Source organism: Sphaerisporangium viridialbum (assembly GCF_049674955.1).
GTDB lineage: Bacteria > Actinomycetota > Actinomycetes > Streptosporangiales > Streptosporangiaceae > Sphaerisporangium > Sphaerisporangium viridialbum.
The window spans coordinates 5,843,229-5,868,169 of record NZ_CP187232.1; the positions used below are offsets into that span (position 1 = coordinate 5,843,229).

Sequence of the window (24,941 nt, forward strand, 5' to 3'; positions counted from 1 at the left end):
GTGTTACGACTTCGTGGCGCCGGCCGTCAGGCCGGTTACGAGGTTTCGCTGGACGAGCAGGAAGACCACGGCAGCGGGCACCGCGATCAGCACCGAGGACGCGGTGAGCAGGCCCCACTCGGCCTTGTGCTGGCCGACGAACTGCCCGATGCCCACGGCCAGCGTGTACTTGTCGTCGCCCGTCATGAACGCGGTCGCGTACGCGACCTCCGCCCAGGCCGTGATGAAGGAGTAGAACGCCGCCACGGCGAGCCCCGGCTTGGACAACGGCAGGATCAGCCGCCAGAAGGTGCCGAAGGGGGTGAGCCCGTCGACGCGCCCGGCCTCGTCGATCTCGACGGGCACGGTGTCGAAGTAGCCCTTCATCATCCAGGCGCAGAAGGGGATCGTCGAGGTCAGGTAGGCGATCACCAGGCCGGGGAACTGGTTGATGAGCCCGAGCCCGGCCATCAGGTTGTAGATCGGCACGATCAGGATCGCCACCGGGAACATCTGCGTGATCAGCAGCATCCACATGATCGACCGGAATCCCGGGAAGCGGAAGCGGCTGACCGCGTAGCCGGTGGTCGCCGAGAGCACCACGCCGAGCACGGTCGTCATGGCGGCGACGAGCAGCGAGTTGAACAGCCAGCGCGGGAACGCCGTCTGGCCGAGCACCTGGGTGTAGTTGTCCAGGCTCGGGTGGTTGAACAGCTCGACCTTGGTGGACTGCCAGGCGTCCCTCGGCTTGAGGGAGGTCAGGACCAGCCAGGCGACCGGGAAGACCGCGATCAGGCTGGCCAGGACCAACGTGACGTGCAGGGCGGCGGACGCCCCGGCTCCGCGTGAGCCGCGCCCCCTGACCCGCGGCGCCGCGGCGTGACCTGCGGTGCTCACCATGCCTCCCCCTGCCTGCGCAGCGCGCGGCGGTAGACGACGGCCATGACGACGAGCAGCGCGAGGATGAGCACACCCCACGCGGCCGATCCCGAGTAGTTCCTGATGCCTTCGAAGGCCTGCCGGTAGGCGTAGGTCACGAGGATCTCGCTGGAGCCGCCGGGGCCGCCCCGCGTGACCAGGTAGATGACGGGGAACTGGTTGAAGGTCCAGATGGTGCCGAGCAGGACCACCGTGCTGGACACCGGCCGGAGGCCCGGCAGGGTGATGTTCCTGAAGCGCTGCCACGGCGTGGCGCCGTCGACCTCGGCCGCCTCGTACAGCTCGCGCGGGATGGCCTGCAGGCCGCCGAGCAGCGCGAGCATCATGAACGGCACGCCGAGCCAGACGTTCACGGTGATCACCGAGACCTTGGCCCAGAACGGGTCGTCCAGCCAGTCCAGGCCGCCGAAGCCCGCGGCGCGCAGCATCGCGTTGACGACGCCGAACTCGCCGTTCAGCAGGTACCGCCAGATGAACGCCGAGACGAACGCCGGCACGGCCCACGGGAGCACGAGCATCATGCGGTAGAGCGACCGGAACCGCAGCGGCCGGTCGAGCAGCAGCGCGAGGCCGAGGCCGATGCCGTAGTGCAGGCCGACGCAGACGACGGTCCAGATCACCGTCCAGAGGAGCCGGGACAGGAACTCGCTGGAGCCGACGATGTCGACGTAGTTGGAGAGCCCGACGAACTCGTACGTGGACGGGATGGTGTTCATCCCGATCGTGCGGCCCATGTTGGCCTCGGTCGCGTCGGTGAGCGACAGGTAGATGCCACGCACCAGCGGGTACCCGATCAGCACGAGCGTGACGATGACGACCGGGGCGCACATGGCCCAGGCGTACCAGTGCCTTGAGAGGAACCTGCCGGTCCTCCCGCCCGGCCCCGGGCGGCGGGCCCGGCCGCGGGCGCTCGCGCCCGCGGCCGTCCCGTCAACGACCTGAGTCGTCATCGGTCACAGGCTCCAGCCCTTGAGCAGGCCCTGGTAGGCCTTGGCCACGTCCTGGGCCATCTGCTCGCTGGTGGTGCCGCCGGTGGCGAGCTTCTGGTAGCCCTCCACGAGCGGCTGGAACAGCTGGCCGGCCTCGGGGATCCACGGGCGCTCGACGGCGGCGGTCATGGGCTCCTTCCAGCGGCCGATCATCTCGTTGCCCTGCGCGTCGGGCATGCTGTAGGCCGACTGGCGGGTCGGCAGCAGGCCGAGCTTGCCGGCGATCTTGGCCTGGCTCTCGGCGGAGTCCATGAACTTCACGAACAGGTACGACGCGTCGAGGCTCTTGGAGCCCGCGTAGACGGTGTAGTCGTGGCCGCCGGTCGGGGCGCCCGCCTTGACCGAGCCGGCCGGGACCGGGGCGATGCCGAAGTTGTCGGGCTTGTCCTTGAAGACCTTGCCGCCGAGGTTGTCGGTGTTCGACCATGGGCCGTTGAAGATCATCGCGGCCTTGCCCTCCTTGAAGGCGGTCTCCGCGTTGGTGTAGCTGTCCTGGATCGCGGGCTTGGACGCGGCGCCGGACTTGATCAGGTCCTCGACCACCTTGAGGCCCGCCACCGACTGCGGGGAGGCGACGGTGATCTTCTTGGTGCCGACGTCGAGCAGGTCGCCGCCCTCGCCGTAGATGAACGGCAGCAGGAAGTAGGCGTCGACGTTCAGTGCCAGGCCCTCGGCCCCCGCCTTGGACTTGACGTCCAGCGCGAACTGCTTGAGCTCCTCGAAGGTCTTCGGCGGGGCGTCGTGGCCGGCCTTCTTCAGCAGCTCCTTGTTGTACAGCAGGCCCAGCGTGTCGGTGACCTGCGGGACGCCGTACGTCTTGCCGTCGTACTTGCCGCTGCCCGCCGGGCTCGGGAGGAAGTCCTCGGGCTGGTCGAGGGCCGGGGTGCCGTCGAGCGGGGCGAGGTAGCCGAGGGAGGCGAACTCGGCCACCCAGCCGACGTCGGCGCGGAGCACGTCCGGCGCGCCGGCGCCGCTCTGCGCGGCCGTCTTGAACTTGTTCTGCGCGTCGGCGAAGGGGACGTTGACGTAGTTGACCTTGATCTTCGGGTACTTCGCCTGGAAGTCGGCGATCACCTCTTTGAACACGGGACCCTCGTTGGTGGCGTCAGAGGTGTCCCACCATGTCACCTCGCCGGAGACGTCAGCGGCGCCGGCGGTCGTGGCCGGAGCGGCCGACTGATTGGTGGTGTCCTCGCCGCCACAGGCGGAGACCGCCAGCGCGAGCGCCGCGGCTGTCGCCGCGACCGAGATGCCTCGCCGCATTTTGTGCACTCCTTGCTCAGCTTCATTGCCCAGAGGATCGGCCGATCCCGTCCGCGTCCCCGAGGGCAGACGGGATCACCGGGGTACGCGGAACGTAACAGCCATGTGAACAGACATGAAAGACCTTTCGGAAACTTTCTGCAAATTGTGACACGTCTGTCATTACGTCCGCATTACCCGCGCGGACCAGCGCGCCGGCCCTCGTCCGGGCACCCCGGGGTGCCTGAGCCGCCTCCCCCGGCGGCGCCGTGTTTCCCTGTCTGTCCTGACCTCTACAGACAGGCAACGGTCAAGTAACCAGCAGATGAGCGATTTCTCACCTCATGTATGGACACAGTGGCCCACGACGCGATGTACTACCTCATCAATCACAATGACGGCTGGGATCCGGGTTTTGATGCCCGGGAGGAACGAGTGACGATGAGTACCGTCGTTCTCGACAGCGTGACAAAGGTGTACCCCGGGGGGCATCTCGCGGTCGATCGCATGAGCCTGCGCGCGGAAGAGGGCGAACTGCTCGTCCTGCTCGGCCCATCCGGCTGCGGAAAGTCCACGCTGCTGCGGATGATCGCGGGTCTCGAGGAAATCACTTCCGGGGATCTCTACCTCGACGGGCGGATCGCCAATGACCTGGCGCCCCGTGACCGGGATGTCGCGATGGTCTTCCAGAACGGCGCCCTCTACCCCCACCGCACGGTCCGGGGGAACATCTCCTTCCCGCTGGAGATCGCCAAGGCCGATCCCGCCATGGTGAGGGAACGCGTCACCGAGCTGTCCCGGGCGCTCCACATCGACGAGACGCTGGATCGCCGTCCTGGAACGCTCTCGGGCGGCCAGCGGCAGCGTGTCGCGATGGGGCGCGCCATCGTCAGGCAGCCGTCGCTGTTCCTCATGGACGAGCCACTGTCGAACCTCGACGCGGGCATGCGCACCGAGTTACGCATGGAGATCTCGTCGCTGGTGCGGGCGCTCGGCGTGACGACCATCTACGTCACGCACGACCAGGTGGAGGCACTCACCCTGGCCGACCGCATCGCCATCATGAACCGCGGCGTCCTGCAGGACGTCGGCACCCCCGGGCAGATCTACAACGACCCCGCGACGGCGTTCGTGGCGGCCTTCCTCAGCTCGCAGCAGCTCAACCTGCTGTCGGCGACGGTCAAGACCCCGCAGAACCAGTACATCATGCTGGACTTCGGGCTCCACCAGATCACGATGCCCTGGACCGACCCTCGGGCCTACGCGGTCTCGCAGCACACCGGCAGCCAGATCATCGTCGGCATCCGCCCCGACGGGCTGACCCCCATCCCCGAAGGCGTCGACGGCCCGCACTTCAGCGGCAGGGTACGGACGCTGGAGTACCACGGGCACGAATGGCTCGCCTACCTGGAGGTCGGCATCCCCGTGGTGCCCGCTCCCGAGCCCGCGCCGAGGGCCGCCGCCAACGGGCACGCCAACGGCAACGGGCACGCCGCGGGCGGCACCACGGGCAAGGTGCGGTCGATGATGCGGCGCCTGATGTCCGGCGATGAGGAGCAGGCACCCGAGCACGTCGCCCCCGCGGCGGCCGGCAGCGGCACCCACCGCCGGGCCGACCTCGTCGTGCGCCTGGGCTCGCGCCCGGTGTGGCGCGCCGGGGAGCACGGCCGCGTGGCCGTGGACCTCAGCAGGCTCATGCTGTTCACCCCGGAGGGCAACCGGATCGACCCGCCCCGCCGCTAGACCACCGTGCGGTCGGCCGCCGAGCCCGCGAGCCGGGAGACGATCTCCACCACCCGCACGACCTTGTCCAGCTCCACCTGGTGGAAGGCCGGGCCTTCCGTGCGCGCCACGACGAGGTGCAGGCCCGCGCTCTTCACCGGCAGGCTCAGCAGGTGCAGCGGCCCCTCGCTGAACGCCGCGGGGCGCAGGGGCGTGAGGTCGGGCATCTCGTCCACGCCGGGCGCCTGCCAGCTCCCGTGCACGACGGCGCCGGTGTCGGAGTCCACGGTGACCGCCCACTCGGCGCCCACCAGGTCGGGGGCCGCGTCGACCAGGGTCACGAAGGCCCGCTCGGAGTCGGAGACCACATGGCCGAGCAGGTCGTAGTCGGGGCTCGTGCCCGGCGACTCCCTGGTGGGCCACACACCCTCGATGCGCACCCCCGGCACCACCGACAGGCGCTCGCGCAGCTCGTCTGCCGCGAACCCGCCCGGCCACGACAGGGTGAAGTCGTCCACCGCCCGGCCGCCCTCCCGCTCCAGGACCGTCACCTGGAGGATGTCCGCGCCGAGGACCCCGAACGACCGGGCCACCTGTCCAAGCACCCCCGGGCGGTCGGGAAGCGAAACCCGGATCCGTAGCACCGTCACCACCACCTCTGTATATGCAGCCGAGCCACGTATACGGGCCGACCTCCTGTTTCTTTCATCTACTGCACCACGCCACACAGCGTCCCGGATCGAGGTTTCGGCGATGTTCCGAAGATATGTCCGAAATAAATCCAATTCAGTATTGATAGGCGCCCGCGTCCGGGTTCTTCGAGTGGGGCATGGTCCGTCCCGCCGCGTCGTGCGCCAGCCCCGCGCCGCCGTACCACGAGGGCCCGAGCGGCACCCCTTGGCCGATGGCGGGCGCCCCGGGACGTAGCCGCAGGTCATGGCGGCTGCGGAAGCCGGGATCCTCGTGGATCGACCGGTGGCCGAGCTTGAGGCCCAGGGACCTGCCGTCGTAGACGCCGCCCGCGTCGTCGATCCCCGAGCCGTCCTCGAATCCAAGCGTGCCGCCGACCTTGATGGCGTTGTTGCGCAGCACGAGGATCTTCGGGGAGCAGCCGTCGGCGCAGGAGACGCCGATGGTCCTGCGCGCCGGGAGGTACACCGAGTTGTTGACCGCCACCGTGCCCGTGACCGGCCCGACGGCGTGCCCGGCGCCGCGGGTGATCAGGAACGAGCCCCGCTTCCGCTCCGAGGTCACCACGTTGTTGGCGAAGAGGTTCCCATTGGCCGTCCCGCCGGGGCTGTGGCCGAGCTCGGTGAAGGTCTCGTTGTCACGAGCGACGTTGTGCGCGACGACGTTGCGGTCGCCGTCGTACACCTCGACGGCCGCGCCGTCGGAGATGTAGTCGTGGCTCGCGGCGTAGCTGCCCACGATCAGGTTGCCCACGACGCGGTTGTCGTCGCCGTTCAGCAGCACTCCGAACGCGCCTGAGTCGTTGTCCGGCTCCGGGTCATTGACGCTCATCCGGTCGTTGCCGATCATCTGGCTGTTGCGGATGACGTTGTGGGAGCCTCGTTCCGTCACCCAGACGCCCGCCACGTTGCGGTCGGCGTACACGTCCCACAGGTCGTTGTGGCGGCCGTCGATCCGGAAGCCGCCCCACCCGCAGTCGCTCGCCCGCAGGTCGGAGATCCGCCAGTAGGACCCCTCGACCACCACGCAGTCCCCGTCCCTGCCGGTGATCCTCGGCCGGGCGCCCTTGCCGTACGAGCCCACCGTGATGTGCCGCGCGTCCGTTCCCTTGCCCTTGAGCGTCAGCGTGCCCTTCCACCGGCCGTCCCGCCGCAGGAGCAGCGTGTCGCCCGGCCGCAGGCGGGCGGAGCTCGCCCGGTCGAGCGAGCGCCAGGCCTTGCCGGGCGAGGTGCCCGGCGCGTCGTCGTCGCCCTTCCTGGAGTCCACGTAGTACACCCTGGCCGCCGCGGCCCCGGAACGTTCCAGCAGCGGGCGCGCGTCCCGCGGCGCGGCCCGCTGCCCCGGCGCCGCGCGTACGGCGTCCGCCGCCCCCGGCACGGCGGCGAGCAGCAGAAAGGTCAACGGCAACGACAGACCCGCTCGCCAGAGGTTCGGCGCCATAACACCACACTTAGGGTTAAAAGATCGCTATCGCTCAAGGTAGCGGTCCCAGGCCGGGACCGGGAGACCCACAACGAGGCCGGCGACCGGATCGGATGACCCGGCACGCCGGACGCTAGGCTTCCCCGGTGTCCCGCCCGGCCCCGCGCCCGGCGGCTTTGCCATCCCTTGAGCACCTCTTTCCCGCCTCGCGGATCTTGAAGGAGATCCCCGCCAGTAGCCTTTGCCAATGTCCCTCCCACGGGCCGCCCCATGGCCTCGATCTATCCGGGGGCAGGTCACCCTTCTCGCCCTCGTGCTGGCGGGCCTCTTCCTGGTCCCCCTCGGCCTCGCGGCCGACATGGTCATCAGGGGCGCGGTCGCCACGTCCATCTGGCGTGAGACCAGGGAGGCCGCCTCCCAGATCGTCGTGGCGTACCGGAACACGACTTTGCGCAACCCCATCGCGCCCGGTCCCGGCGGCGTGGACGTCATCCAGGTGGTCGGCCCCGGCGGCCACCTGCTGGCCGCGACGGCCGAGGCCGGCGGAGCGCCGCCGCTCAGCGAGGTGCGGCCCGACCTCCCCGACCGGTTCGTGGACTTCACGACGTGCCCGCGGAGCTTCAGGGAGTGCTTCCACGTGACCGCGACCCTGGCGGGCGCGAGGCCCGGCTCACCGGTCGTGTACGCCGCGAAGCGCACCCCCGCCGTGCTGTCCACCCGCGTGCTGGACGTGGCCGTCGGCCTCCAGATAATGGCCCTCACCGGGCTGATCGGCTGGATCGCCTGGAAGGGGGCCGACCGCGGTCTCCGCACGGTCGACAACATCCAGGCGGAGCTCGCCCACATCACCGTCAGCGACCTGTCGCGCCGGGTCCAGGAGCCGCCGGGCGAGGACGAGTTCTCCAACCTGGCGAGGACCGTCAACAGCACGCTGGCGCGCCTGGAGCACTCGGTCGAGCAGCAGCGGCGGTTCGCCGCCGACGCCTCCCATGAGCTGCGCACCCCGATCGCCGGGCTCCGCGCGCAACTGGAGGAGGCGCGGCTGCATCCCGATGACACCGACCTGGTGAGCCTGGTGGACGGCGCCCTGCGCGACACCGACCGGGTGGAGGCCATCATCACCGACCTGCTGTTCATGGCGAGGCTCGGATCCAGCGGCCCGGCCGTGCAGGAGTGCGTCGACCTCGGGCACCTGGCGGCCGAGGAGATCGCCCGCCGGCCGGCGCAGGTGCCGGTCATCACGGACTTCCAGCAGGACGTGGTCGTGCTGGGCGTGCGGACCCAGCTGTTCAGGGTGATCGGCAACCTGCTCGACAACGCGCGGCGCCACGCCGCCGGCATGATCAAGGTGGAGGTGAGCGGCTCGCACCGCACGGCCGTCCTCGCGGTCACCAACGACGGCGACCGCATCGCCGAGAAGGACCGGGAACGCGTCTTCCACCGTTTCGCCCGGCTCGACGAGTCGCGGAGCAGGGACCGGGGCGGCACCGGCCTCGGGCTCGCCATCGCCCGCGACGTCGCCATCGCGCACGGCGGGACGCTGCACGTGGAGGACGTCCCGGAGGGCACGAGGTTCGTCCTGCGGCTGCCGATGATCGAATAACGGCTCGCCAAGAGTTAACAGGAGCGACGCTGGGCGTTCAGCTCAGGCTCCCCTTGCGGGACTGAACCGGTGGTTAGCGTGCGTGACACCCTACGAGCGTGTCGCCGCGACGACCGCTCGTTACACCGCATATCAGGGAGTCACCTTGCGAGTCCTGGCCGTCGTCCCCGCCCGTGGAGGTTCTGCGGGCGTCCCGCTCAAGAACCTGGCCAAGGTGGGCGGCACGCCCCTGGTCGCCCGCGCGGTGGCTTCCTGCGCGGGGGCCGAGCTGATCGACGAAGTCGTGGTCAGCACCGACCACGAGGGGATCGCCGCCGCCGCCAAGGCCGCGGGCGCCCGCGTGATCGAGCGCCCCGCCGAGCTGAGCGGCGCCACCGCCTCCAGCGAGTCGGCCCTGCTGCACGCGCTCGACCAGCTCGACGCGGACCCCGAGGTCGTCGTGCTCGTCCAGTGCACGAGCGCCTTCATCGACGCCGCCGACCTGGACGCCGCGGTCGCGAAGGTCCTCGACGGGACCGCCGACGTCGTCTTCTCGGGTCTCGCGACCCACGAGTTCGTGTGGGCCGCCCGCGACGGCGGCGTGAGCGGGGTCAACCACGACCCGGCCCACCGCCCGCGCCGCCAGGACCGCGAGGCGGAGTACCGCGAGACCGGCGCCTTCTACGCCATCCGCACCGCCGGCCTGCGGGAACACGGCCACCGGTTCTTCGGCACCGTCGCCGTCCAGCCCGTGCCGCCGCGCCACGCCGTCGAGGTCGACACCCCCGAGGACCTGGAGATGGTACGGGCGCTCGCGCCGTTCGTGGACCGGCCCGGGCCGGTCGACGTGGACGCGGTGATCACCGACTTCGACGGCGTGCACACCGACGACCTGGTCTACGTCGACCAGGACGGCCGCGAGGCGGTCGCCGTCAGCCGCTCCGACGGCCTCGGGATCTCCCTGCTCAAGCGGTCGGGCGTGAAGCTGCTGATCCTGTCGACCGAGCGCAACCCGGTCGTCGCCGCCCGCGCGCGCAAGCTCGGCGTGCCGGTCCTGCAGGGCCTCGCCTCCAAGCACACCGCGCTGCGCGACTGGCTGAGCATCGAGGGCCTGGACCCCGCCCGCGTGGCCTACGTGGGCAACGACGTCAACGACCTCGGCTGCATGGACCTGGTCGGCTGGCCGGTCACCGTGCCGAACGCCCACCCCCGCGTACGGGCCGCCGCCCGCATCGTGCTCGACCACCCGGGCGGCGCGGGCGCCGTGCGCGAGCTGTGCGACCGCGTGCTCGCCTCGCGGCCCGCCGACGCCGAGCCCACGGCCGCGGGCCCGCGCGCCACGCTGCGGGTGAAGGGCGCCCCGGTGCAGATCGGCGAGTCGCTGGTCGGCCCCGGGCAGCCGGTGTACGTCATCGGCGAGATCGGCATCAACCACAACGGCGACCTGGACATCGCGCGCCGGCTCATCGACGTCGCCGCCGACGCGGGCTGCCAGGCCGTGAAGTTCCAGAAGCGCACGCCCGAGATCTGCGTTCCGCTCGAGCAGCGAAGCCAGATCCGGCAGACTCCGTGGGGTGAGATGACCTACATGGAGTACAAGATCCGCACCGAGTTCGGCCGCGACGAGTACACCCAGATCGCGAAGTACTGCGCCGAGCGGGGCCTCGACTGGTTCGCCTCCCCGTGGGACATCCCCTCGGTCGACTTCCTGGAGGAGATGAACGTCGTCACGCACAAGGTCGCCTCGGCCAGCGTGACCGACCACGAGCTGCTCCGCCGCCTCGCCGCCACGGGCAAGCCGATCATCCTGTCGACCGGCATGTCCACTCTCGAGGAGATCGACGAGGCCGTCGAGATCCTCGGCACCTCCAAGCTCGTGATGATGCACGCCACCTCCACCTACCCGCTGCCGCCGGAGGAGGCCAACCTCCGCACGATCATGACCCTCCAGGACCGCTACGGCGTCCCGGTCGGCTACTCCGGGCACGAGCGGGGCCTGCAGATCTCGCTGGCCGCCGTCACGCTCGGCGCGGTCACCGTGGAGCGGCACATCACGCTGGACCGCACGATGTGGGGCTCCGACCACGCCGCCTCCCTGGAGCCGAGCGGGCTGGAGCACCTGGTGCGGGACATCCGGATCATCGAGTCCGCCCTCGGCGACGGCGTCAAGCGGGTGTTCCCCGGCGAGGAGGCCCCCAAGGCCCGCCTGCGCCGCGTCACCGTCTGACGCCCGTCCAGGCACGACCCGCGCCACCGTCCGAAGGGGCCCTCAGACCACGGTCTGCGGGCCCCGAAGCGCTAGGGCTCCGCACCACTCGCACCATCCGCACCACTCGCACCATCCGCACCACCCGTCCATCCATTCCGCCGTCCGTCCGAGGGCCCGCGCCGTGCCTGGAGGACCAGAGGAGAATCACCAAGTGACGCACGCTGGGGGCCACCGGTGATCACGCTGTCCGTCGTGGTGCCGGTCAGGGACGCCGAGCCGTACATCGCCGACGCGCTCACCTCGCTGCGGCGCAACGCCCGGCACGACTTCGAGTTCATCGTCGTCGACGACGGCTCGGCCGACGCGACCCCGAGGATCATCGAGGACTTCCGCGACGACCTCCCGGGCCTGACCGTGCTGCGCAACGCGTCGCCCGTGGGGCTGGCGGACGCGCGCAACGCCGGCCTGTCGCTGGCGTCCGGCAGGTACGTCACCTTCATGGACGGCGACGACTGGGTCGCGCCGGGGTACCTCCCCCGGCTCGTGGCCGCGATCGAGGGCCTCGGCTGCGACTTCGTCAGGGTCGACCACGTCCAGGTGGAGGGGCGCAAGCGGGTCGTCCACCGGGCGCCGGAGGCCAGGCGGGGAGTGGTGCTCAGGCCGAGGGACGGCATCCTCCCGGCGGGCGCCAAGACGATGGTGGACTACCCGTACGCCTGGGCCGGCATCTACCGGCGCGACCTCGGCGACCTGCTCGCCTTCCCCGGCCACCTGCACACCGCCGAGGACCGCCCCTGGATCTGGCGCCTGCACCGCGAGGCGCGCTCGTTCGCGGTGGCCTCCCTCGCCGGCGTCTTCTACCGGCGCATGGTGCCCTCGTCGCTGACCCAGGTCGGTGACGAGCGGCAGCTGCACTTCTTCGACGCGTTCGAGCTGGTGTTCAAGCAGGTGGAGAACGAGCGCGACCTGCTGCCCAAGGCCGTGCGCACCTTCTGCGCCCTGCTCGCGCACCACCTGGAGCTGGGCGACCGCTTCTCCCCCGCGCTCCGCGCCCGGTTCGAGGCCCGGGCGCAGGACGTCCTCGCCGGCCTGCCGCCGAGCCTGGTGACGGGCGCGGGGCTGGAGCCCGAGCGCGCCGCCCTGCTGCGCCCGCTGCTCCCCCGGCACCACCGAGAGTCCGAGGAGAGCCGCACGTGACCCAGGTCTTCTACAGCTCGACGTTCTTCGGGGCGATGACGCTCGCCGCCGCGATGGACGCCGGCAGGTTCGGCCCGCACACGGGGCGCAGGATCCTGCTGGTGTCGAACAACGCCGCGATCCCGGAGGTCACGCCGTCCCTGGACGAGGCGCCGGGCTTCGCCGCGCTGCGCGGGCGCTTCGACGAGGTCTGGTCCTGGAACGACATCCTGGCGCCCCTGCACCCCTCCGACTGGAAGGCCCGCGTCATCGAGGTGCCCATGCTCGGGCGCCTGCTGCGGTCCCACCTGTCGCTGGACGACGGCCCGGACGAGCTGGTCCTGGAGTCCGTCGCGGTCCCCCCGTCGAGGACGATGGCGGCGCTGATCCGCGACTGCCCCATCACGGTGTACTCCGACGGCCTGATGAGCTACGGGCCCACCCGCGACCCGCTGCCGCAGGAGATCTACGGAAGGATCACCCGGCTGCTCCACCTCGACCTGGTGCCCGGCCTCGTCCCGCTGCTGCTGAGGGAGGTGGGCGTCGCCCCCGACCCGCTGCCCGACGCGGCCTTCCGGGGGGTCCTGGACGCGATGCCCGCGCCGGACGGCCTCAAGGGCGACGCGGTCATCCTCGGCCAGTACCTCTCGGCCCTGGAGATCGTCACCCCCGAGGAGGAGGCGGAGCTGCACGCCGCCATGCTGCGCGCCCTCGCCGCGCGGGGCCACCGCGAGGTCCTGTTCAAGCCGCACCCCGCGGCGGGGCGCCGCCACGCCCAGCAGCTCCGCGCGGTCGCCGGCGAGCTCGGCGTGGAGCTGAGCGTGGCCGGTGAGACCGTCCCGGCGGAGGTGTGCTTCCAGGCCCTGCGGCCCGAGCTGGTGGTGGGCTGCTTCTCCACCGCCCTGATGACCGCGCACCGGCTGTTCGGCATCCCCATCGCCACGATGGGCTGCGACATCGTGCTCGAACGGCTCGCGCCCTACGAGAACAGCAACCGGATCCCGGTCACGATCGTCGACGCCACCGTGCCCCGCCTCGCCCCGGACGGATCGATCGGCGACCCGCCGGACGCCGACCTCGCCGGGCTGGTCGACGCGGTGGGCTTCTGCATGCAGAGCGAGTCGTACCCGGAGCTGCGCGAGCCTGCCGCCCGCTACATCGAGACCCACGGCGCCGAGGCGCGCTATTTCAAGAACCGCCGCCTGGCCTCCGTCGGCCTGATCCCCGCCCCGGAACCCCCGGCCAAGGCCAGGGGCCTCACCACCCGCCTCCGCCGCGCCCTCACCCGCTGAGGCATTTACATTAGATTCTGCATTAAATTCTGTATTAGTTTCTGATACAGTTCCGCGTGTGTCTTCGGAGACCCGTCCCACCGAGCTGAGCGTCGCCGATCTGACCTACGTGCTGGAGGACTTCACGCGGATGTCGATCCGCCTGCCCTCGGAGCGGCGGCTCAGTTTCACGACGCTGTCGGTCCTCCACACGCTGGCAGGCGGCGGGCCGAAGCGGCTCACCGAGCTGACCGGGAGCGAGCAGGTCACGCAGTCGGCGATCACGCAGATCGTGACCAAGCTGGAGCGCGACGGCCTGGTCGAGCGCCGGCCCGACCCCTCGGACGGCCGCGCCGTCCTCGTGCACATCACCGCGCGGGGCGCCGCGATCGTGGACGGGCGGCGGGCCGAGCGAATGGCACACCTGGCGGAGCTCACCGGCCGGCTCACCCCGGACGAGCGGACGGCCATCGCGGCGGCCCTGCCGGCCCTGGCCCGCATAGTCGATCTCAACCGGCGGCGAACCGGTGAGCACGACGCGCGGCACGAGACCTGAACAGGAGACAGAACCATGTCCGACCCCCGGCCGTTCCCCCTTGCGCCGGCGCCGATCCACGTGCCCGACGACGTGCTCGCCGACCTCCGGCAGCGCCTTGACCTCACCCGCTGGCCGCTCGACGCGGGCAACCAGGACTGGTACTACGGCGTCGACCGCGCCTACCTGCGCGAGCTCGTCGACTACTGGCGCACCGGCTACGACTGGCGGAAGGCCGAAGCCGCGATCAACGCCTACGAGCACTACCAGGTCGACGTCGAGGGCGTGCCGGTCCACTTCATGCGCAGGCCCGGAGCCGGCGACAACCCGACGCCGCTGATCCTCACGCACGGCTGGCCGTGGACGTTCTGGCACTGGTCCAAGGTCGTCGACCCGCTGGCCGACCCCGGCGCGCACGGCGGCGACCCGGCCGAGGCGTTCGACGTGATCGTCCCGTCGTTCCCCGGCTTCGGGTTCTCCACTCCGCTGCCGGACAACCCGGACATGAACTTCTGGAAGGTCGCCGACCTCTGGCACAGCCTCATGACCAAGACCCTCGGCCACGACAAGTACGCCGCCGCGGGGTGCGACGTCGGAGCGCTGGTCACCGGCCAGCTCGGGCACAAGTACGCCGACGAGCTGTACGCCATCCACATCGGGTCGGGGCAGAAGCTCACCCTGTTCGAGGGCGACCGGGCCTGGGACTTCAGCGGTGGCCGACCCATCCCCGAAGGCCTGCCCGCCGGCGTACACGCCCGCGTCGTCGAGCTGGACAGGCGGTTCGCCGTCCACCTCGCCGCGCACGTGCTCGGCCCGAGCACGCTCGCCTACGGGCTGACCGACTCCCCCGCGGGGATGCTCGCCTGGATACTCGAACGCTGGGTGAACTGGAGCGACAACGGCGGCGACGTCGAGACCGTCTTCTCCAAGGACGACCTGCTCACCCACGCCATGATCTTCTGGGTCACCAACTCGATCGGCACCTCGATCCGCACCTACGCCAACAACAACCGCTACCCCTGGACCCCCTCCCACGACCGGCGGCCGGTGATCGAGGCGCCCACCGGCATCACCTTCGTCGGCCACGAGAACCCGCCCGGCGTCACCACCGACCGGCGCGTCCAGAGCTTCCTCGACGGCGACCGCGCCGCCTGGTACAACCACGTCAACCTCACCGCCCACGAGAGCGGCGGCCACTTCATCCCCTGGGAGATCCCCGGCCACTGGGTCGACGACCTTCGCCGCACCTTCCGCGGCCGCCGCTAGCTGTTCTGTCCTCACAGTTTGGTGACGCGGCCGGGGGGACGGGTGGCCCTGGCGACCGTTGTGTCGGTGGCGTCGGCCGGGGCGATCTGGTCCCTGGTCTTCGACCCACACGGCGGCGAGGGCCTGGTCGAGGCCGGCGCGGTTGCGCTACCGCATCCGGCTGCCGGATCCGACTCTTGGAGGGCAGGATGGGAATCAGAGCAGGCTATCGGGTTCGTCGAGGCGAAATGGCGCAGGCGTTGCTCGTTGTGCTGGGTGTGGGTCAGGGGATGGATTTGGTGAGGGCGGGGGCTCTTCGGTTGAAGAGGAGGAGGCCCGCGGTGATGATCATGATGGTGGTTTCGGTGAGGAGGAGGACGGTGTAGAGGCCGGGGGTGTAAGTGATGAAGGTTTGCATCGCCATGTTGTGTCCCGCGTGGGCGCCGATCGGCAGCCATAGGTTCTTGCCGATGATGCGGCAGGCGAGGAGCAGGGCACCGAAGGCGGCTGCTTGCACCATGTACAGGAGCTTTTCGCCGATGCCGGTCGCCTCGCTGTTGGAGATGAGGTGTATGGCGCCGAATGCCAGGGTGGTGAGCGCGAAAGCGGTCCATGGCGGTAGTGCGGCGCTCAGGTTGCGGAACAGGTAGCCCCGATACCACAGCTCCTCGGGCACCGCCTGGGCCAGAAGTGGTCCCAGCACGAAGGGGATCAGCCGGTCTGCTGGCAGGTTGAGGTGCCATGCCGCTACACCGAGGGCCACGCAGACGGCATCGGCGGCGATGATCACTCCGACGCCGATGGCCAGGCCGGTGAGGAAGTGGGGCAGGGCGGTGCGGGGGCGGGTGAGGCCGGGTTCGAAGCCGGGCACATGGTCGATGAAGCGCCGGGCGCCGGCGACCAGGAATGGAGCGATGGCGGCGACGGCCAGCACCGGGATCGTGAAGTGGAGTGTCTCGGGTAGCCCGGGGACTAATCGGAGCAGCAGATCGAGCGTGATGCCGACGAGGGTGGTGGCCATGAGCGCGAAGAAGGCTAGGAGGCAGTACCAGCCGGGCCTCAGTCGTCCGCCTGCCGTACGGAAGATCGTCATGTCAGCAAACGCTAGGGAGGGCGGATGGGCGGCGCATCGAGCCTGCGACAGGTCCTCGACCATGACTGCGGTCATGGCCGGTGCTACGCCCGCAGGATGATGTGGTGGGTCGGTCCGGGCGGTTAATGTTCGGTTGGTGATGGAAATGGGGGCCCGGCCGCCGTTCTTCGGGCTGGTGTTCTGGGTGGACGTCGCCGCGGTCGTCGCGATAGGGATGGGACCGAGGCTCGGCTGGGAGCTGGTCCCGTTCGGGCTCACGCTGGCTGTGCTGGTCGTGCTCTGGCGTCGGTTGCCGTGGGACTCGGCGATCATGGGCGGCCGCAGGCTGCTACCGCCGTTGTTCCTGCTGACTGCCTTCGCCGCGGCGGCGCTCGATGGGTACGGCGTGGCGTCGCCGATCCTGCTCATCGCCCTGGCGAACGTGACCTTGATGTACGGCGTAACCACGGGTGCGGTTCTGTCGGCCGCCGCGGCGGGGGTGATGGCGGGCAGCATGATCCTCCTCTACGACGCCACCTGGTTCGATGTTCTGCGTCAGTGCGGAGTGACCGCCTTGATGGCGGGCTTCGTCCTGGCGGTGTCGGCGGCGGTGCTGGAGGCCCGCAACCAACGTAGGAAGGCCGAGGGCCTGCTGCGTGAGCTGCGCAGGCACTCTCAGCGGGCCAGCGAGAACGCGGTGACCCAGGAGCGCGCGCGGATGGCTCGTGACATGCACGACTCTCTCGGCCACCACCTGACCGTGATCAAGATCGGGTTGGAGAACGCCGAACGTTTCCGCCACCTGAGGCCTGAGGCCGCCTGGCAGGAGGTGGGCCAGGCCAAGGAGCTGATCCAGCAGGCCTACGCCGAAGCCCGTCGCTGGGTCAGGGCCCTGCGCCCGCTGGCGCTGGAGAACGGGGCGGGCGGGGCGGCGCTACGCGAGCTGGCGCTGTCCTTCGACGGCACCGGCATCGACGTGCGGTTCGAGGTGAAAGGCAGGGAACGGCCGTTGGAGCGCGCCAGCGAGCTGGTGCTCTACCGGGCGCTGCAGGAAGGGCTGACCAACGCATTGCGTCACGCCGGGGCGAGCCAGGTATGGACCGTACTGGACTTCGACGCCGAATGGGTCGCCCTGACCGTGGGCGACGACGGCAAGGGGGCTTCCGAGGCGGCGCTGGCCCGTGGGTTCGGGCTCTCCGCGCTGGCTGAGCGCGCCCAGGACGTAGGCGGGACGCTCGCGGTGCACGGCGCCGAGGGCCGGGGGCTCACGCTACGGGTGCAGGTGCCGTGAAGTCTCTGCGCATCATGCTGGTGGAGGATCAGCTCCTCATGCGTCAGGGCCTACGCAAACTCCTGGAGTTCGAGCCGGATCTCCAGGTCGTCGGCGAGGCCGCCGACGGGGTCGAGGCGCTTGAGCTGGTGGCGGGCTGCGCGCCGCAGGTCGCCCTGGTCGACGCCCGAATGCCCCGGATGGACGGGGTGGAGCTCATCAGGCAGCTCGCGCGCGACCATCCCGAGGTGGCCTGCATCGTGCTGACCACCTTTGACGAGGACGACTACCTGTTCGGCGCACTGCGCGCGGGGGCCCGCGGCTACCTGCTCAAGGACACCTCGCCAAGCGTCCTGGTCGAGACGATCCGCAAGGTCGGCCTGGGCGGGACGGTGCTGGAGGATCCGGCCGCGACCAAGGTCATCGCCCGGCTGTCGCGCGTCGCTTCACCCTCGCGGGCCGACTTCCGGGGAGAGGCGCTGCTGTCAGCCAGGGAGAGCGAGGTCGCCCGGCTGGTGGGGATCGGCGCGGCCAACCGGGAGATCGCCGAGGCGCTATTCGTCACCGAGGGCACGGTGAAGAACCACATCTCCAGCGTCCTACGCAAGCTCGGGCTTCGCGACCGCACCCAGCTGGCCCTGCGGGTCGCCGCCGGCCCGTCTGAGGAGTATGGGGCTTGATCGGGTACGTCGGGGTTCCCCAGGACCCCGTACCTACCGCACTCTTCGACGGTGACCTTCGATGTCTGTTCTTCCGACCGCACAGCTCCAGTTCTTGGAAGGCGTGAGCCAAGCGCGATAGTTGTCACCGCAGCGGCCGCGTGAACAGCACGGCCGGTACTGGTGAGGCACGCTTGTTGTCACCGATGAGGAGGCCGGCAAAGTACCTCACCCACGTCGGGGCTCTCCTATTCACGGGGGTTGTGCGGGGATTGTGCAGGTCCAGCATGCCCGGTCAGCTCGCTTCCCCGAGACCGAGTTCGGGCGAGGGCCCGAGGTCGAGTTGTTTGCTCATGTCGAGCTCGACCTTCCCGTACAGGTTCAGATGCGACCAGAACAGGGCGGACAGGCCGCGCCGGTCGGCGTCGGTGAGCTTCTTGCGCCACTTGGGTTCGGCCAGGACGATCTGGACCATGCGGGTGTTGAGGTAGACGATCGCGGCCTGGACCAGGTGACCCGGCAGCAGCGGACGGATCTGCTCCTCCGGCGCGGCGTTCCGTCCGCGAGGGCGGTGACGGTTCGGCGCTGGGGTCCTTTACTGCGTCCGCGCTCCATATCCGACAAAGCCGGGCACCGACCCCGGATGCTTCGGCGAGCTCACCGAATCGTCGTCAAGATCGACTCTCTGGCGCCAGAATCCGGACCGATCCTCCCCCTGATCCCAACCTCATCATCCACGTACTACCGGGCGTAGCCCTAGGGCCATCAGGTGAAGTAGCGCAACCAGATGTACACCCATGCCATTAGCGTGCTCAGCACGGTTACCAGGACGCCGTACTTGGTGAACTGCCAGAAGCTGATGCCGTGGCCGGTTCGCGCGGCGATGCCGATGGCGACGACGTTGGCGCTGGCCGCCACCGCGGTGCCGTTGCCGCCGAAGTCGGCGCCCAGAGCGAAGGCCCACCATAGTGCCTGCCCGGTCTGCGAATCCGGGGCCTGGGCGACCATGTCCTCCACGATGGGCGCCATCGTGGCGACGTAGGGGATGTTGTCGAAGAAGGCGCCCAGCACGCTGGAGCCGAACAGCAGCGCCGTGGCCGCGAAGAAGTAGTTGTCGCCGAACGCGTCGACGGCCCAGGCGCCGATGGTCGCGATGACGCCGGTGTGCACCAGTCCCGCGACCATGGCGAACAGGCCCATGAAGAAGACCAAGGTGGGCCATTCGACCTCGCGTAGGACCTCTGAGATGTCGGCGCGAGACACCAGCAGCATCACTCCGGCGCCGACCAGGGCGATGATCGACGGTTCCAGGTGCATCACGGAGTGCAGGCTGAACCCGACGACGACGAAGACGAAGACGACCATGCACCGCGCAAGCAGTTTCGGGTCGGTGATGGCGCGACGCTCCTGCAGCGTCATCACCGCGGCGACGTGCTCGAGGTCGTAGTAGAACGATTTGCGAAACAGCACCCGGGTGAACAGCACGAACACCACGAAGATGACGACCACGACGGGGGCCATGTGGGCGAGGAAGTCGTTGAACGTCAGCCCGGCGCGGCTAGCGATGATGATGTTGGGCGGGTCGCCGATGAGCGTGGCGGCGCCGCCGATGTTGGAGGCGAGGACCTCGGCGATGAGGTACGGCTGGGCGGGGACGCGCAGCCGGTCGCAGACCACCACCGTGACCGGCGCGACGAGCATGATCGTGGTGACGTTGTCGAGGAACGGCGAGGCGATCGCGGTGATGCCCATCAGCATGACCATGAGCCGGTACGGCTCGCCCTTCGATCTCTTGGCCGCCCAGATGGCCAGGTAGTCGAAGATCCCCGTCTGCTTGATGATGCCGACGATGATCATCATGCCGAGCAGCAGGAAGATGACGTTCCAGTCGATGCCCTTGTGTTCGGAGAAGAACATGTCGGCGCCGGGAGTGAGGCCCAAGACGGCCATGATCCCGGCGGCGATGAGCACCACTTTGACCTTGTTCGCCTTCTCGGTGGCGATGAAAAAGAACGCCACCAAGAAGATCGCGAGAGCAAGGACGGCGCTCATCCCTCACGCCCCGGCGGTCCGGCCCGGACTCGGGAGGCTGCCACGTCGGCGGGATTGATGCATGAGGGGAGGGCGGCTGATGGCGCGACAGGCCATGGCGGTGCCGATACGGAAAAGCGGTCCACGGAAATGGCCTCCGAACGATGGGCACACTGCGGCATCACGGGCCGAGCGAAACGAAGTCAGCGGCACATGCCCGGGGGTTGCTGTGGCGGCTCGCCGGGTCCGGTCAGCCGCCGGGGCTGGAAAGCGCCAGGTTGGTGAGCAGCCGCTCCAAGGTGATCGCTCCGGTCAGCACGCCGTCGCGGCCGACCACCGCCACGAGCGGGCTGCGGAGCCTGGCCATGAGGGCGGCCACCTCGAGCAGGGTCGCGTCGAGCCGTACCGTCACCGGCTTGGCCGGCTGGCGCGGCAGGCAGTCACCCACCGTCAGGTCACCTAGTTCCTGCCAGAACAGGTCGGCGTGGGCCTCGTCGATCGCCCGGGCAAGCGCCGGGTCCTCCTGATAGGCGCCGGGGACCGCCAGGCGCAGCACCTGGGTTCCCGGAAGCACCGTCCAGGGCCGCGCCTTGTCGTCCACGACGATCAGCCCGGGCAGCCGGCCCAGCGCCATCACCCGTATGGCCTTCGCGACGGGGTCACCAACGGTCACCGTCGGCAGATTCACGGCGATATCCCGCGCTTGCATTGCACCATCCCGTTGGGCGAGGCGACGGGCCGTCTGCGGCGCGGTCACGGCGCCTCCCCGGTGATCTCGGCGAAACGGCGTTCCAGGACAGCGAGCCGGTCGGGAATGGGCCGGCTGTGCAGGAGCTCGGCGACCCGGTCGGCCTCATCGTGTTCCATGACGATGCTCTGCAGCGGCACGTCAAGATCGGCGGGGTCATAGATAAGGAGCCGCCGACGGCCGGCATCGTCCACCAGCACGCCGAAGCGCTGTCCTGCTCGGGTCGCACAGTGATGCACGGCGCCGATGCCGGGCACGGTGGTACGGGTGATATTCACTTCGCAGGTGCCTCCCTTCCTGGGCTGTGGTGAATCGGGGCATGAGCCGCGATCATGGTGCCCGGCCCTCTCACCGGGCTGCCTGCAGGGCGCGGGCCGCGAATCCCTCCGCCCAGCGGATCAGGTCTGCTTTGAGCCGTATCTCCACGCGGGAGAATTCGATGAGCGTGACCTCCACGCCCCAATCGCGGGTGCGGTGACTGACCCTGGCCGACAGATCGCACAGGTCGCCTTCGGACGGTTCCGACAGCTCCACGAGGTCGCGTTCTGCGACGTAGCCGCGGATCTCCGCCTCCGCCGCGGCCACGGTGGCCGAGTTCGGCGAGTTCCTGCTCAGGGCGTAGGAGACCGGATCTTCTACAGAGGCCAGCGCGGTGCTGTTGACGGTCACCGCGACGCCATCCCTGGTGACGGCCTCGAGCCAGAGAAGATCGACATAGGTCGTGCCCAGCGGGACCCGTACCGCGCGATCGACACCCGGCAGCACGACGGCGAGGCCGGGGCCCTTCACCGTGGCGAAACGGCCGAACCGGAACACCACCAGGCGCTCGCCCTCTGAGATGACCCGGAAGGCGCAGACCGCGAGCGCCGCCAGAGCCAGCCCTGCCGCGATGGCCCAGGCGACAGACGTGTCCGAGGCGAGCAGGGCCGGCTCTGGCAGCGCGTAGGCTTGCGGAGCGGCGGCGATCACGACCATCACGTCCCCTTCCCGGCGTTCTGTACCTTTCGCTTAAGTTTGTACGGCACTGCCGACCCGCCACCATCAGGTCCAACACCCATCTGTGGCGGGGTAGGACATGTAGGGACGACGTGCGGCAATGGGAGGAATCACTCATGGACAACCGCGCCTTGCGGCGATGAGGCTGGTGAGATGAACGACCGCGCCGACCGGCACACCGACAAACGGCGGGCCGCGCCACGCGCGCGAACCCCCGCGCAAGCGCTGTTCCGGCGACTGTTCGTGATCAACGGGCTGGTGTTCACAGTCGGGACGCTCGTGCTCGCGCTGTCCCCCGCCACGGTGTCGTCGCCGCTCCTGCTGGCCGAGGTACCGGTCCTGACGGTCGGGTTGGCGCTGATCCTCACCGCCAACACGCTGCTGCTGCGCACCAGCCTGGCGCCACTCGACGCGCTCGCCACCCTGATGCAGCGCGTCGACCTGCTGCGGACCAGCGACCGCCTCACCCACAACGGCAACGGCGACCTCACCCACCTCATCGACACCTTCAACGCGATGCTCGATCGGCTCGAGGCGGAGCGCAGCGCGAGCAGCGCGCACGCGCTGGCAGCGCAGGAGGGCGAGCGGCAGCGCATCGCGCGCGAGCTGCACGATGAGATCGGCCAGAGCCTCACCGTGGTGCTCCTCGGCCTGAAGCGCACAGTCGACCGGGCACCCGACGACCTCCGCGAGGAACTGCACACCATCCAGGAAACGGTCCGCGCCAGCCTCGACGAGGTACACCAGGTCGCCCGCCGGCTGCGCCCCGGCGTCCTGGAGGATTTCGGGCTGCAGAGCGCGCTGACCGCCCTGAGCAGCGACTTCTCGGCAGTCAGCAGGATCCCGGTCACCCGCAGAGTGGACCCCGACCTACCCACCCTGAGCAGCGACGTCGAACTCGTCCTCTACAGGATCGCCCAGGAGGGCCTCACCAACGTGGCCAGGCACGCCCACGCCACCCGGGTGGAGCTGTCACTGACCGCGAAACCCGGCGACCTGACACTGCGCATCACCGACGACGGGCGGGGCGGCGCGCTCCAGGAGGGGGCCGGGATCCGCGGCATGCGCGAGCGCGCCCTTCTCATCGGCGCCCGCCTCACCATCGCCTCCCCGCGAGGCGGCGGCACCGACGTACGCCTGGTCGTACCCAACACGGCGAAGCGGAGCTGAACCTGGTGAATACGCCCAAGACACGGATCCTGCTGGCCGACGACCACGCCCTGGTCCGCCACGGGCTGCGGCTCATCCTCGACGCCGAACCCGATCTCATGGTCGTCGCGGAGGCGGCCGACGGCGCCGAGGCCGTCGAGGCCGCCTCCGCCGACGAGGTCGACCTGGCCATCTTGGACATCGCGATGCCGCGGATGACAGGAATCCAGGCGGCCCGCGAGATCTCCAGGCGCGCCCCCGGCATCCGCATCCTGATCCTGTCCATGTACGACAACGAGCACTATTTCTTCGAGTCGCTCAAGGCGGGCGCCTCGGGCTACGTGCTCAAGTCGGTCGCCGACCGTGACCTCCTGGAAGCGTGTCGGGCGGCGATGCGCGGCGAGCCCTTCATCTATCCCGGCGCGATCACCGCGCTCATTCGTGACTACCTGCAGCGCGACCGGCAGGGTGAGCGGGTGCCCGGCAGCATCCTGACGCCCCGCGAGGAGGAAATCGTCAAGCTGATCGCCGAGGGCAACTCCGCCAAGGAGATCGCCGAGACGCTCGTCATCAGCGTGAAGACCGTCGACCGCCACCGTGCGAACATCCTGCAGAAACTCGGCATGCGCGACCGGCTCGAGTTGACCCGCTACGCCATCCGCGCAGGCCTCGTCGAACCGTGAACCTGGATGCGTCTGCTGGCGACGCCTCGTCCGCTGATCATTGTGTAGGACCTCTTACTCGGTGTCCGTCGGGGGTTCTGGCCGGTTGAGGGTGACTAGCCGAGGGCCTTCAGGTAGCGGCGGACGCGGCGGCCGGCACGGTAGCCGACGCGCAGCACGTCCGGGGGGACCTCGACGCGGAGCCGGGCGCGTCGGCGGGCCGCCGCGTGTCCCGGCCCGTCGAGCAGCGGCCGCACCGGGCCGAGGCCGCCCGTGCGCGCCTGGTCCACCAGGGCGGCGAGCTTGACCACCCAGTCGCTCACGGCCGGGTCGTGGAAGTAGTTGGCGTCGCGCCACGCGGCGGCGGGCTGCCGGAAGTCGCCGCGCGCGAGCTCCTCCAGGGTGCCGAGACACTCGCTGTCCTCGAACACCAGGTTGATCATCTCGGCGCTCACCCCGAAGTCGGAGAGCACGAGCAGCGGGACCTTACCCGCGATGGCCTCCAGGGCCGCCGTGGAGCTGACGGTCACGAACGCCGCGGCCTCGGCGAGGTGCTCGCGCATCGCGCCCGCCGCGAACCGCACGGCGCCGTCGCGCACCGCGCCCGTCTCGACGAGCTGCCGCCACAGCCGCTCGTAGTGGTACCGCTCGTTGTGGGTCTGGCGCTCGGTCTCAAGGGCCCGGAGCTTGACCACGACGTCCAGGTCGGGACGGGCGGTGGCGAGCCCCGCGAGGGCCAGCAGGATGCTCTCGCGCTCCTCGCGCCGCTTCGGCACCTTCGCCTGGGTCGCGAACACCACCCGGTTCGGCGGGGCCGTCGTGGAGGGGAAGACGAGCTGGTCGGCGGCGGCGGGGCGCGCGACGGCCTGGTCGAGGTAGGGCAGGCGGGCGAGCGCCACCGAGCCCTCGGCGCCCAGCTCCTTGCCGATGCGGGCGAACTCCTCGACCTCCCTGCCGCTGTGCACGACGAAGAGGTCGCATCCGCCCCGGTACAGCCAGGCCTTCTCCGTGGCGGGGATCGAGATGCCGGGAAGGCCGGACACGAACACCGGGCGAGGGCTCAGCCCGTCGAACACGTCGCTCACCAGCACGTCCACGACGGGCCCCGTGCAGGCGACCAGCACGACGTCCGGCCTGATGCGCTCGGCGAGGCGGCGCAGGCCGCGCGCGTGCACCACAGAAGGCGGCTGGTCGGTGTCGAAGCGCGTCCCGCTGACGGCGGCGGCGATCTGGCCCTGCGACGGCACGATCGGCGTGCGCACCACGGCCAGCGTCGGCGTCCACCCGGCGGGTAGCTGGTCGAGGAGACCCGCCGCCCACTTCAGGTAGGAGTCCGAATCGGCCACAGCGAGA

The 24,941-nt window shown here is 69.9% G+C and carries 22 protein-coding genes and 1 pseudogene; 11 read left to right on the forward strand and 12 right to left on the reverse strand.

What is annotated here, in order from left to right; genetic code table 11:
• Positions 1-3 precede the first annotated feature (3 nt).
• The 3 genes from ACOZ38_RS26300 to ACOZ38_RS26310 are packed head-to-tail and all read right to left on the reverse strand — an operon-like array spanning position 4 to position 3,170.
• Complete coding sequence (locus tag ACOZ38_RS26300) at positions 4-879, reverse strand: sugar ABC transporter permease (RefSeq protein ID WP_405150762.1); 876 nt, start codon at positions 877-879, stop codon at positions 4-6.
• Positions 873-1,868, reverse strand: a complete 996-nt coding sequence (locus ACOZ38_RS26305; protein ID WP_424533833.1) for a carbohydrate ABC transporter permease — start codon at positions 1,866-1,868, stop codon at positions 873-875. The genes ACOZ38_RS26300 and ACOZ38_RS26305 overlap by 7 nt, the downstream gene beginning before the upstream one ends.
• Positions 1,869-1,871: 3 nt before the next feature.
• Positions 1,872-3,170, reverse strand: coding sequence for an extracellular solute-binding protein (locus ACOZ38_RS26310; RefSeq protein WP_424533834.1), 1,299 nt, complete (start codon positions 3,168-3,170; stop codon positions 1,872-1,874).
• A 420-nt stretch (positions 3,171-3,590) separates the two neighbouring features.
• Here ACOZ38_RS26310 and ACOZ38_RS26315 point away from each other — a divergent pair, with 420 nt between their 5' ends.
• On the forward strand, positions 3,591-4,892 hold the full coding sequence (locus ACOZ38_RS26315; RefSeq protein WP_424533835.1) for an ABC transporter ATP-binding protein: 1,302 nt from the start codon (positions 3,591-3,593) through the stop codon (positions 4,890-4,892).
• Here the strand turns inward: ACOZ38_RS26315 and ACOZ38_RS26320 are convergent.
• Positions 4,889-5,521 (reverse strand): amino acid-binding protein, encoded by a 633-nt coding sequence (locus tag ACOZ38_RS26320; RefSeq protein ID WP_424533836.1) that lies wholly within the window; start codon positions 5,519-5,521, stop codon positions 4,889-4,891. The genes ACOZ38_RS26315 and ACOZ38_RS26320 overlap by 4 nt on opposite strands.
• 136 nt (positions 5,522-5,657) lie before the next feature.
• Positions 5,658-7,001: a hypothetical protein gene (locus ACOZ38_RS26325; RefSeq protein WP_424533837.1), complete on the reverse strand. Its 1,344-nt coding sequence runs from the start codon at positions 6,999-7,001 to the stop codon at positions 5,658-5,660.
• A 229-nt stretch (positions 7,002-7,230) separates the two neighbouring features.
• On the opposite strand from ACOZ38_RS26325, the gene ACOZ38_RS26330 reads away from it, so the two are divergent.
• From ACOZ38_RS26330 to ACOZ38_RS26355, 6 genes are all read left to right on the forward strand, one after another.
• Positions 7,231-8,586 carry a sensor histidine kinase gene (locus tag ACOZ38_RS26330; RefSeq protein WP_424533838.1) on the forward strand — a complete coding sequence of 452 codons (1,356 nt, stop codon included), beginning with the start codon at positions 7,231-7,233 and terminating at the stop codon, positions 8,584-8,586.
• Positions 8,587-8,731: 145 nt separating this feature from the next.
• The gene (locus ACOZ38_RS26335; protein WP_424533839.1) at positions 8,732-10,792 is read left to right on the forward strand and encodes an N-acetylneuraminate synthase family protein; all 2,061 of its coding nucleotides are present in this window, start codon (positions 8,732-8,734) and stop codon (positions 10,790-10,792) included.
• A gap of 216 nt (positions 10,793-11,008) precedes the next feature.
• Entirely contained in the window at positions 11,009-11,971 is a 963-nt protein-coding gene (locus ACOZ38_RS26340) for a glycosyltransferase family 2 protein (protein ID WP_424533840.1), read from the forward strand.
• On the forward strand, positions 11,968-13,242 hold the full coding sequence (locus ACOZ38_RS26345; protein ID WP_424533841.1) for a polysialyltransferase family glycosyltransferase: 1,275 nt from the start codon (positions 11,968-11,970) through the stop codon (positions 13,240-13,242). The genes ACOZ38_RS26340 and ACOZ38_RS26345 overlap by 4 nt, the downstream gene beginning before the upstream one ends.
• 58 nt (positions 13,243-13,300) lie before the next feature.
• Entirely contained in the window at positions 13,301-13,777 is a 477-nt protein-coding gene (locus ACOZ38_RS26350; protein ID WP_424533842.1) for a MarR family winged helix-turn-helix transcriptional regulator, read from the forward strand.
• Positions 13,778-13,792: 15 nt separating this feature from the next.
• Positions 13,793-15,022: an epoxide hydrolase family protein gene (locus tag ACOZ38_RS26355; protein WP_424533843.1), complete on the forward strand. Its 1,230-nt coding sequence runs from the start codon at positions 13,793-13,795 to the stop codon at positions 15,020-15,022.
• A gap of 262 nt (positions 15,023-15,284) precedes the next feature.
• On the opposite strand, the gene ACOZ38_RS26360 is transcribed toward ACOZ38_RS26355, so the two are convergent.
• Positions 15,285-16,157, reverse strand: coding sequence for a type II CAAX prenyl endopeptidase Rce1 family protein (locus ACOZ38_RS26360; protein ID WP_424533844.1), 873 nt, complete (start codon positions 16,155-16,157; stop codon positions 15,285-15,287).
• A 76-nt stretch (positions 16,158-16,233) separates the two neighbouring features.
• On the opposite strand from ACOZ38_RS26360, the gene ACOZ38_RS26365 reads away from it, so the two are divergent.
• Positions 16,234-17,364: a sensor histidine kinase gene (locus ACOZ38_RS26365; RefSeq protein ID WP_424537090.1), complete on the forward strand. Its 1,131-nt coding sequence runs from the start codon at positions 16,234-16,236 to the stop codon at positions 17,362-17,364.
• Positions 17,361-18,023 (forward strand): response regulator, encoded by a 663-nt coding sequence (locus ACOZ38_RS26370; RefSeq protein ID WP_424533845.1) that lies wholly within the window; start codon positions 17,361-17,363, stop codon positions 18,021-18,023. Before ACOZ38_RS26365 ends, ACOZ38_RS26370 begins: the two co-directional genes overlap by 4 nt.
• A gap of 274 nt (positions 18,024-18,297) precedes the next feature.
• Here the strand turns inward: ACOZ38_RS26370 and ACOZ38_RS26375 are convergent.
• The 5 genes and pseudogenes from ACOZ38_RS26375 to ACOZ38_RS26395 all read right to left on the reverse strand — a co-directional run.
• Positions 18,298-18,549, reverse strand: a pseudogene (locus ACOZ38_RS26375) (Tn3 family transposase); the annotation flags it as partial.
• A gap of 218 nt (positions 18,550-18,767) precedes the next feature.
• Positions 18,768-20,054, reverse strand: a complete 1,287-nt coding sequence (locus ACOZ38_RS26380) for an SLC13 family permease (protein WP_424533846.1) — start codon at positions 20,052-20,054, stop codon at positions 18,768-18,770.
• Between the two features lie 229 nt (positions 20,055-20,283).
• Entirely contained in the window at positions 20,284-20,706 is a 423-nt protein-coding gene (locus ACOZ38_RS26385) for a CBS domain-containing protein (RefSeq protein WP_424533847.1), read from the reverse strand.
• A gap of 80 nt (positions 20,707-20,786) precedes the next feature.
• Entirely contained in the window at positions 20,787-21,059 is a 273-nt protein-coding gene (locus tag ACOZ38_RS26390) for a hypothetical protein (RefSeq protein ID WP_424533848.1), read from the reverse strand.
• Between the two features lie 70 nt (positions 21,060-21,129).
• The gene (locus ACOZ38_RS26395) at positions 21,130-21,756 is read right to left on the reverse strand and encodes an SPFH domain-containing protein (protein WP_424533849.1); all 627 of its coding nucleotides are present in this window, start codon (positions 21,754-21,756) and stop codon (positions 21,130-21,132) included.
• Between the two features lie 174 nt (positions 21,757-21,930).
• On the opposite strand from ACOZ38_RS26395, the gene ACOZ38_RS26400 reads away from it, so the two are divergent.
• The gene (locus tag ACOZ38_RS26400) at positions 21,931-22,947 is read left to right on the forward strand and encodes a HAMP domain-containing sensor histidine kinase (RefSeq protein WP_424533850.1); all 1,017 of its coding nucleotides are present in this window, start codon (positions 21,931-21,933) and stop codon (positions 22,945-22,947) included.
• 5 nt (positions 22,948-22,952) lie between these two features.
• Positions 22,953-23,609 (forward strand): response regulator, encoded by a 657-nt coding sequence (locus ACOZ38_RS26405; RefSeq protein ID WP_424533851.1) that lies wholly within the window; start codon positions 22,953-22,955, stop codon positions 23,607-23,609.
• Positions 23,610-23,704: 95 nt separating this feature from the next.
• Here the strand turns inward: ACOZ38_RS26405 and ACOZ38_RS26410 are convergent, their stop codons facing one another.
• Positions 23,705-24,934 (reverse strand): DUF6716 putative glycosyltransferase, encoded by a 1,230-nt coding sequence (locus ACOZ38_RS26410; protein WP_424533852.1) that lies wholly within the window; start codon positions 24,932-24,934, stop codon positions 23,705-23,707.
• Positions 24,935-24,941: the final 7 nt, after the last annotated feature.

Coding starts and splice junctions, on each gene's coding strand:
- ACOZ38_RS26330 (WP_424533838.1), top strand. CDS start 7,231: ATGTCCCTCCCACGGGCCGCCCCATGGCCTCGATCTATCCGGGGGCAG.
- ACOZ38_RS26325 (WP_424533837.1), bottom strand. CDS start 7,001: ATGGCGCCGAACCTCTGGCGAGCGGGTCTGTCGTTGCCGTTGACCTTT.
- ACOZ38_RS26300 (WP_405150762.1), bottom strand. CDS start 879: ATGGTGAGCACCGCAGGTCACGCCGCGGCGCCGCGGGTCAGGGGGCGC.
- ACOZ38_RS26315 (WP_424533835.1), top strand. CDS start 3,591: ATGAGTACCGTCGTTCTCGACAGCGTGACAAAGGTGTACCCCGGGGGG.
- ACOZ38_RS26395 (WP_424533849.1), bottom strand. CDS start 21,756: ATGGTCGTGATCGCCGCCGCTCCGCAAGCCTACGCGCTGCCAGAGCCG.
- ACOZ38_RS26365 (WP_424537090.1), top strand. CDS start 16,234: ATGGAAATGGGGGCCCGGCCGCCGTTCTTCGGGCTGGTGTTCTGGGTG.
- ACOZ38_RS26355 (WP_424533843.1), top strand. CDS start 13,793: ATGTCCGACCCCCGGCCGTTCCCCCTTGCGCCGGCGCCGATCCACGTG.
- ACOZ38_RS26360 (WP_424533844.1), bottom strand. CDS start 16,157: ATGGTCGAGGACCTGTCGCAGGCTCGATGCGCCGCCCATCCGCCCTCC.
- ACOZ38_RS26305 (WP_424533833.1), bottom strand. CDS start 1,868: ATGACGACTCAGGTCGTTGACGGGACGGCCGCGGGCGCGAGCGCCCGC.
- ACOZ38_RS26400 (WP_424533850.1), top strand. CDS start 21,931: ATGAACGACCGCGCCGACCGGCACACCGACAAACGGCGGGCCGCGCCA.
- ACOZ38_RS26310 (WP_424533834.1), bottom strand. CDS start 3,170: ATGCGGCGAGGCATCTCGGTCGCGGCGACAGCCGCGGCGCTCGCGCTG.
- ACOZ38_RS26380 (WP_424533846.1), bottom strand. CDS start 20,054: ATGAGCGCCGTCCTTGCTCTCGCGATCTTCTTGGTGGCGTTCTTTTTC.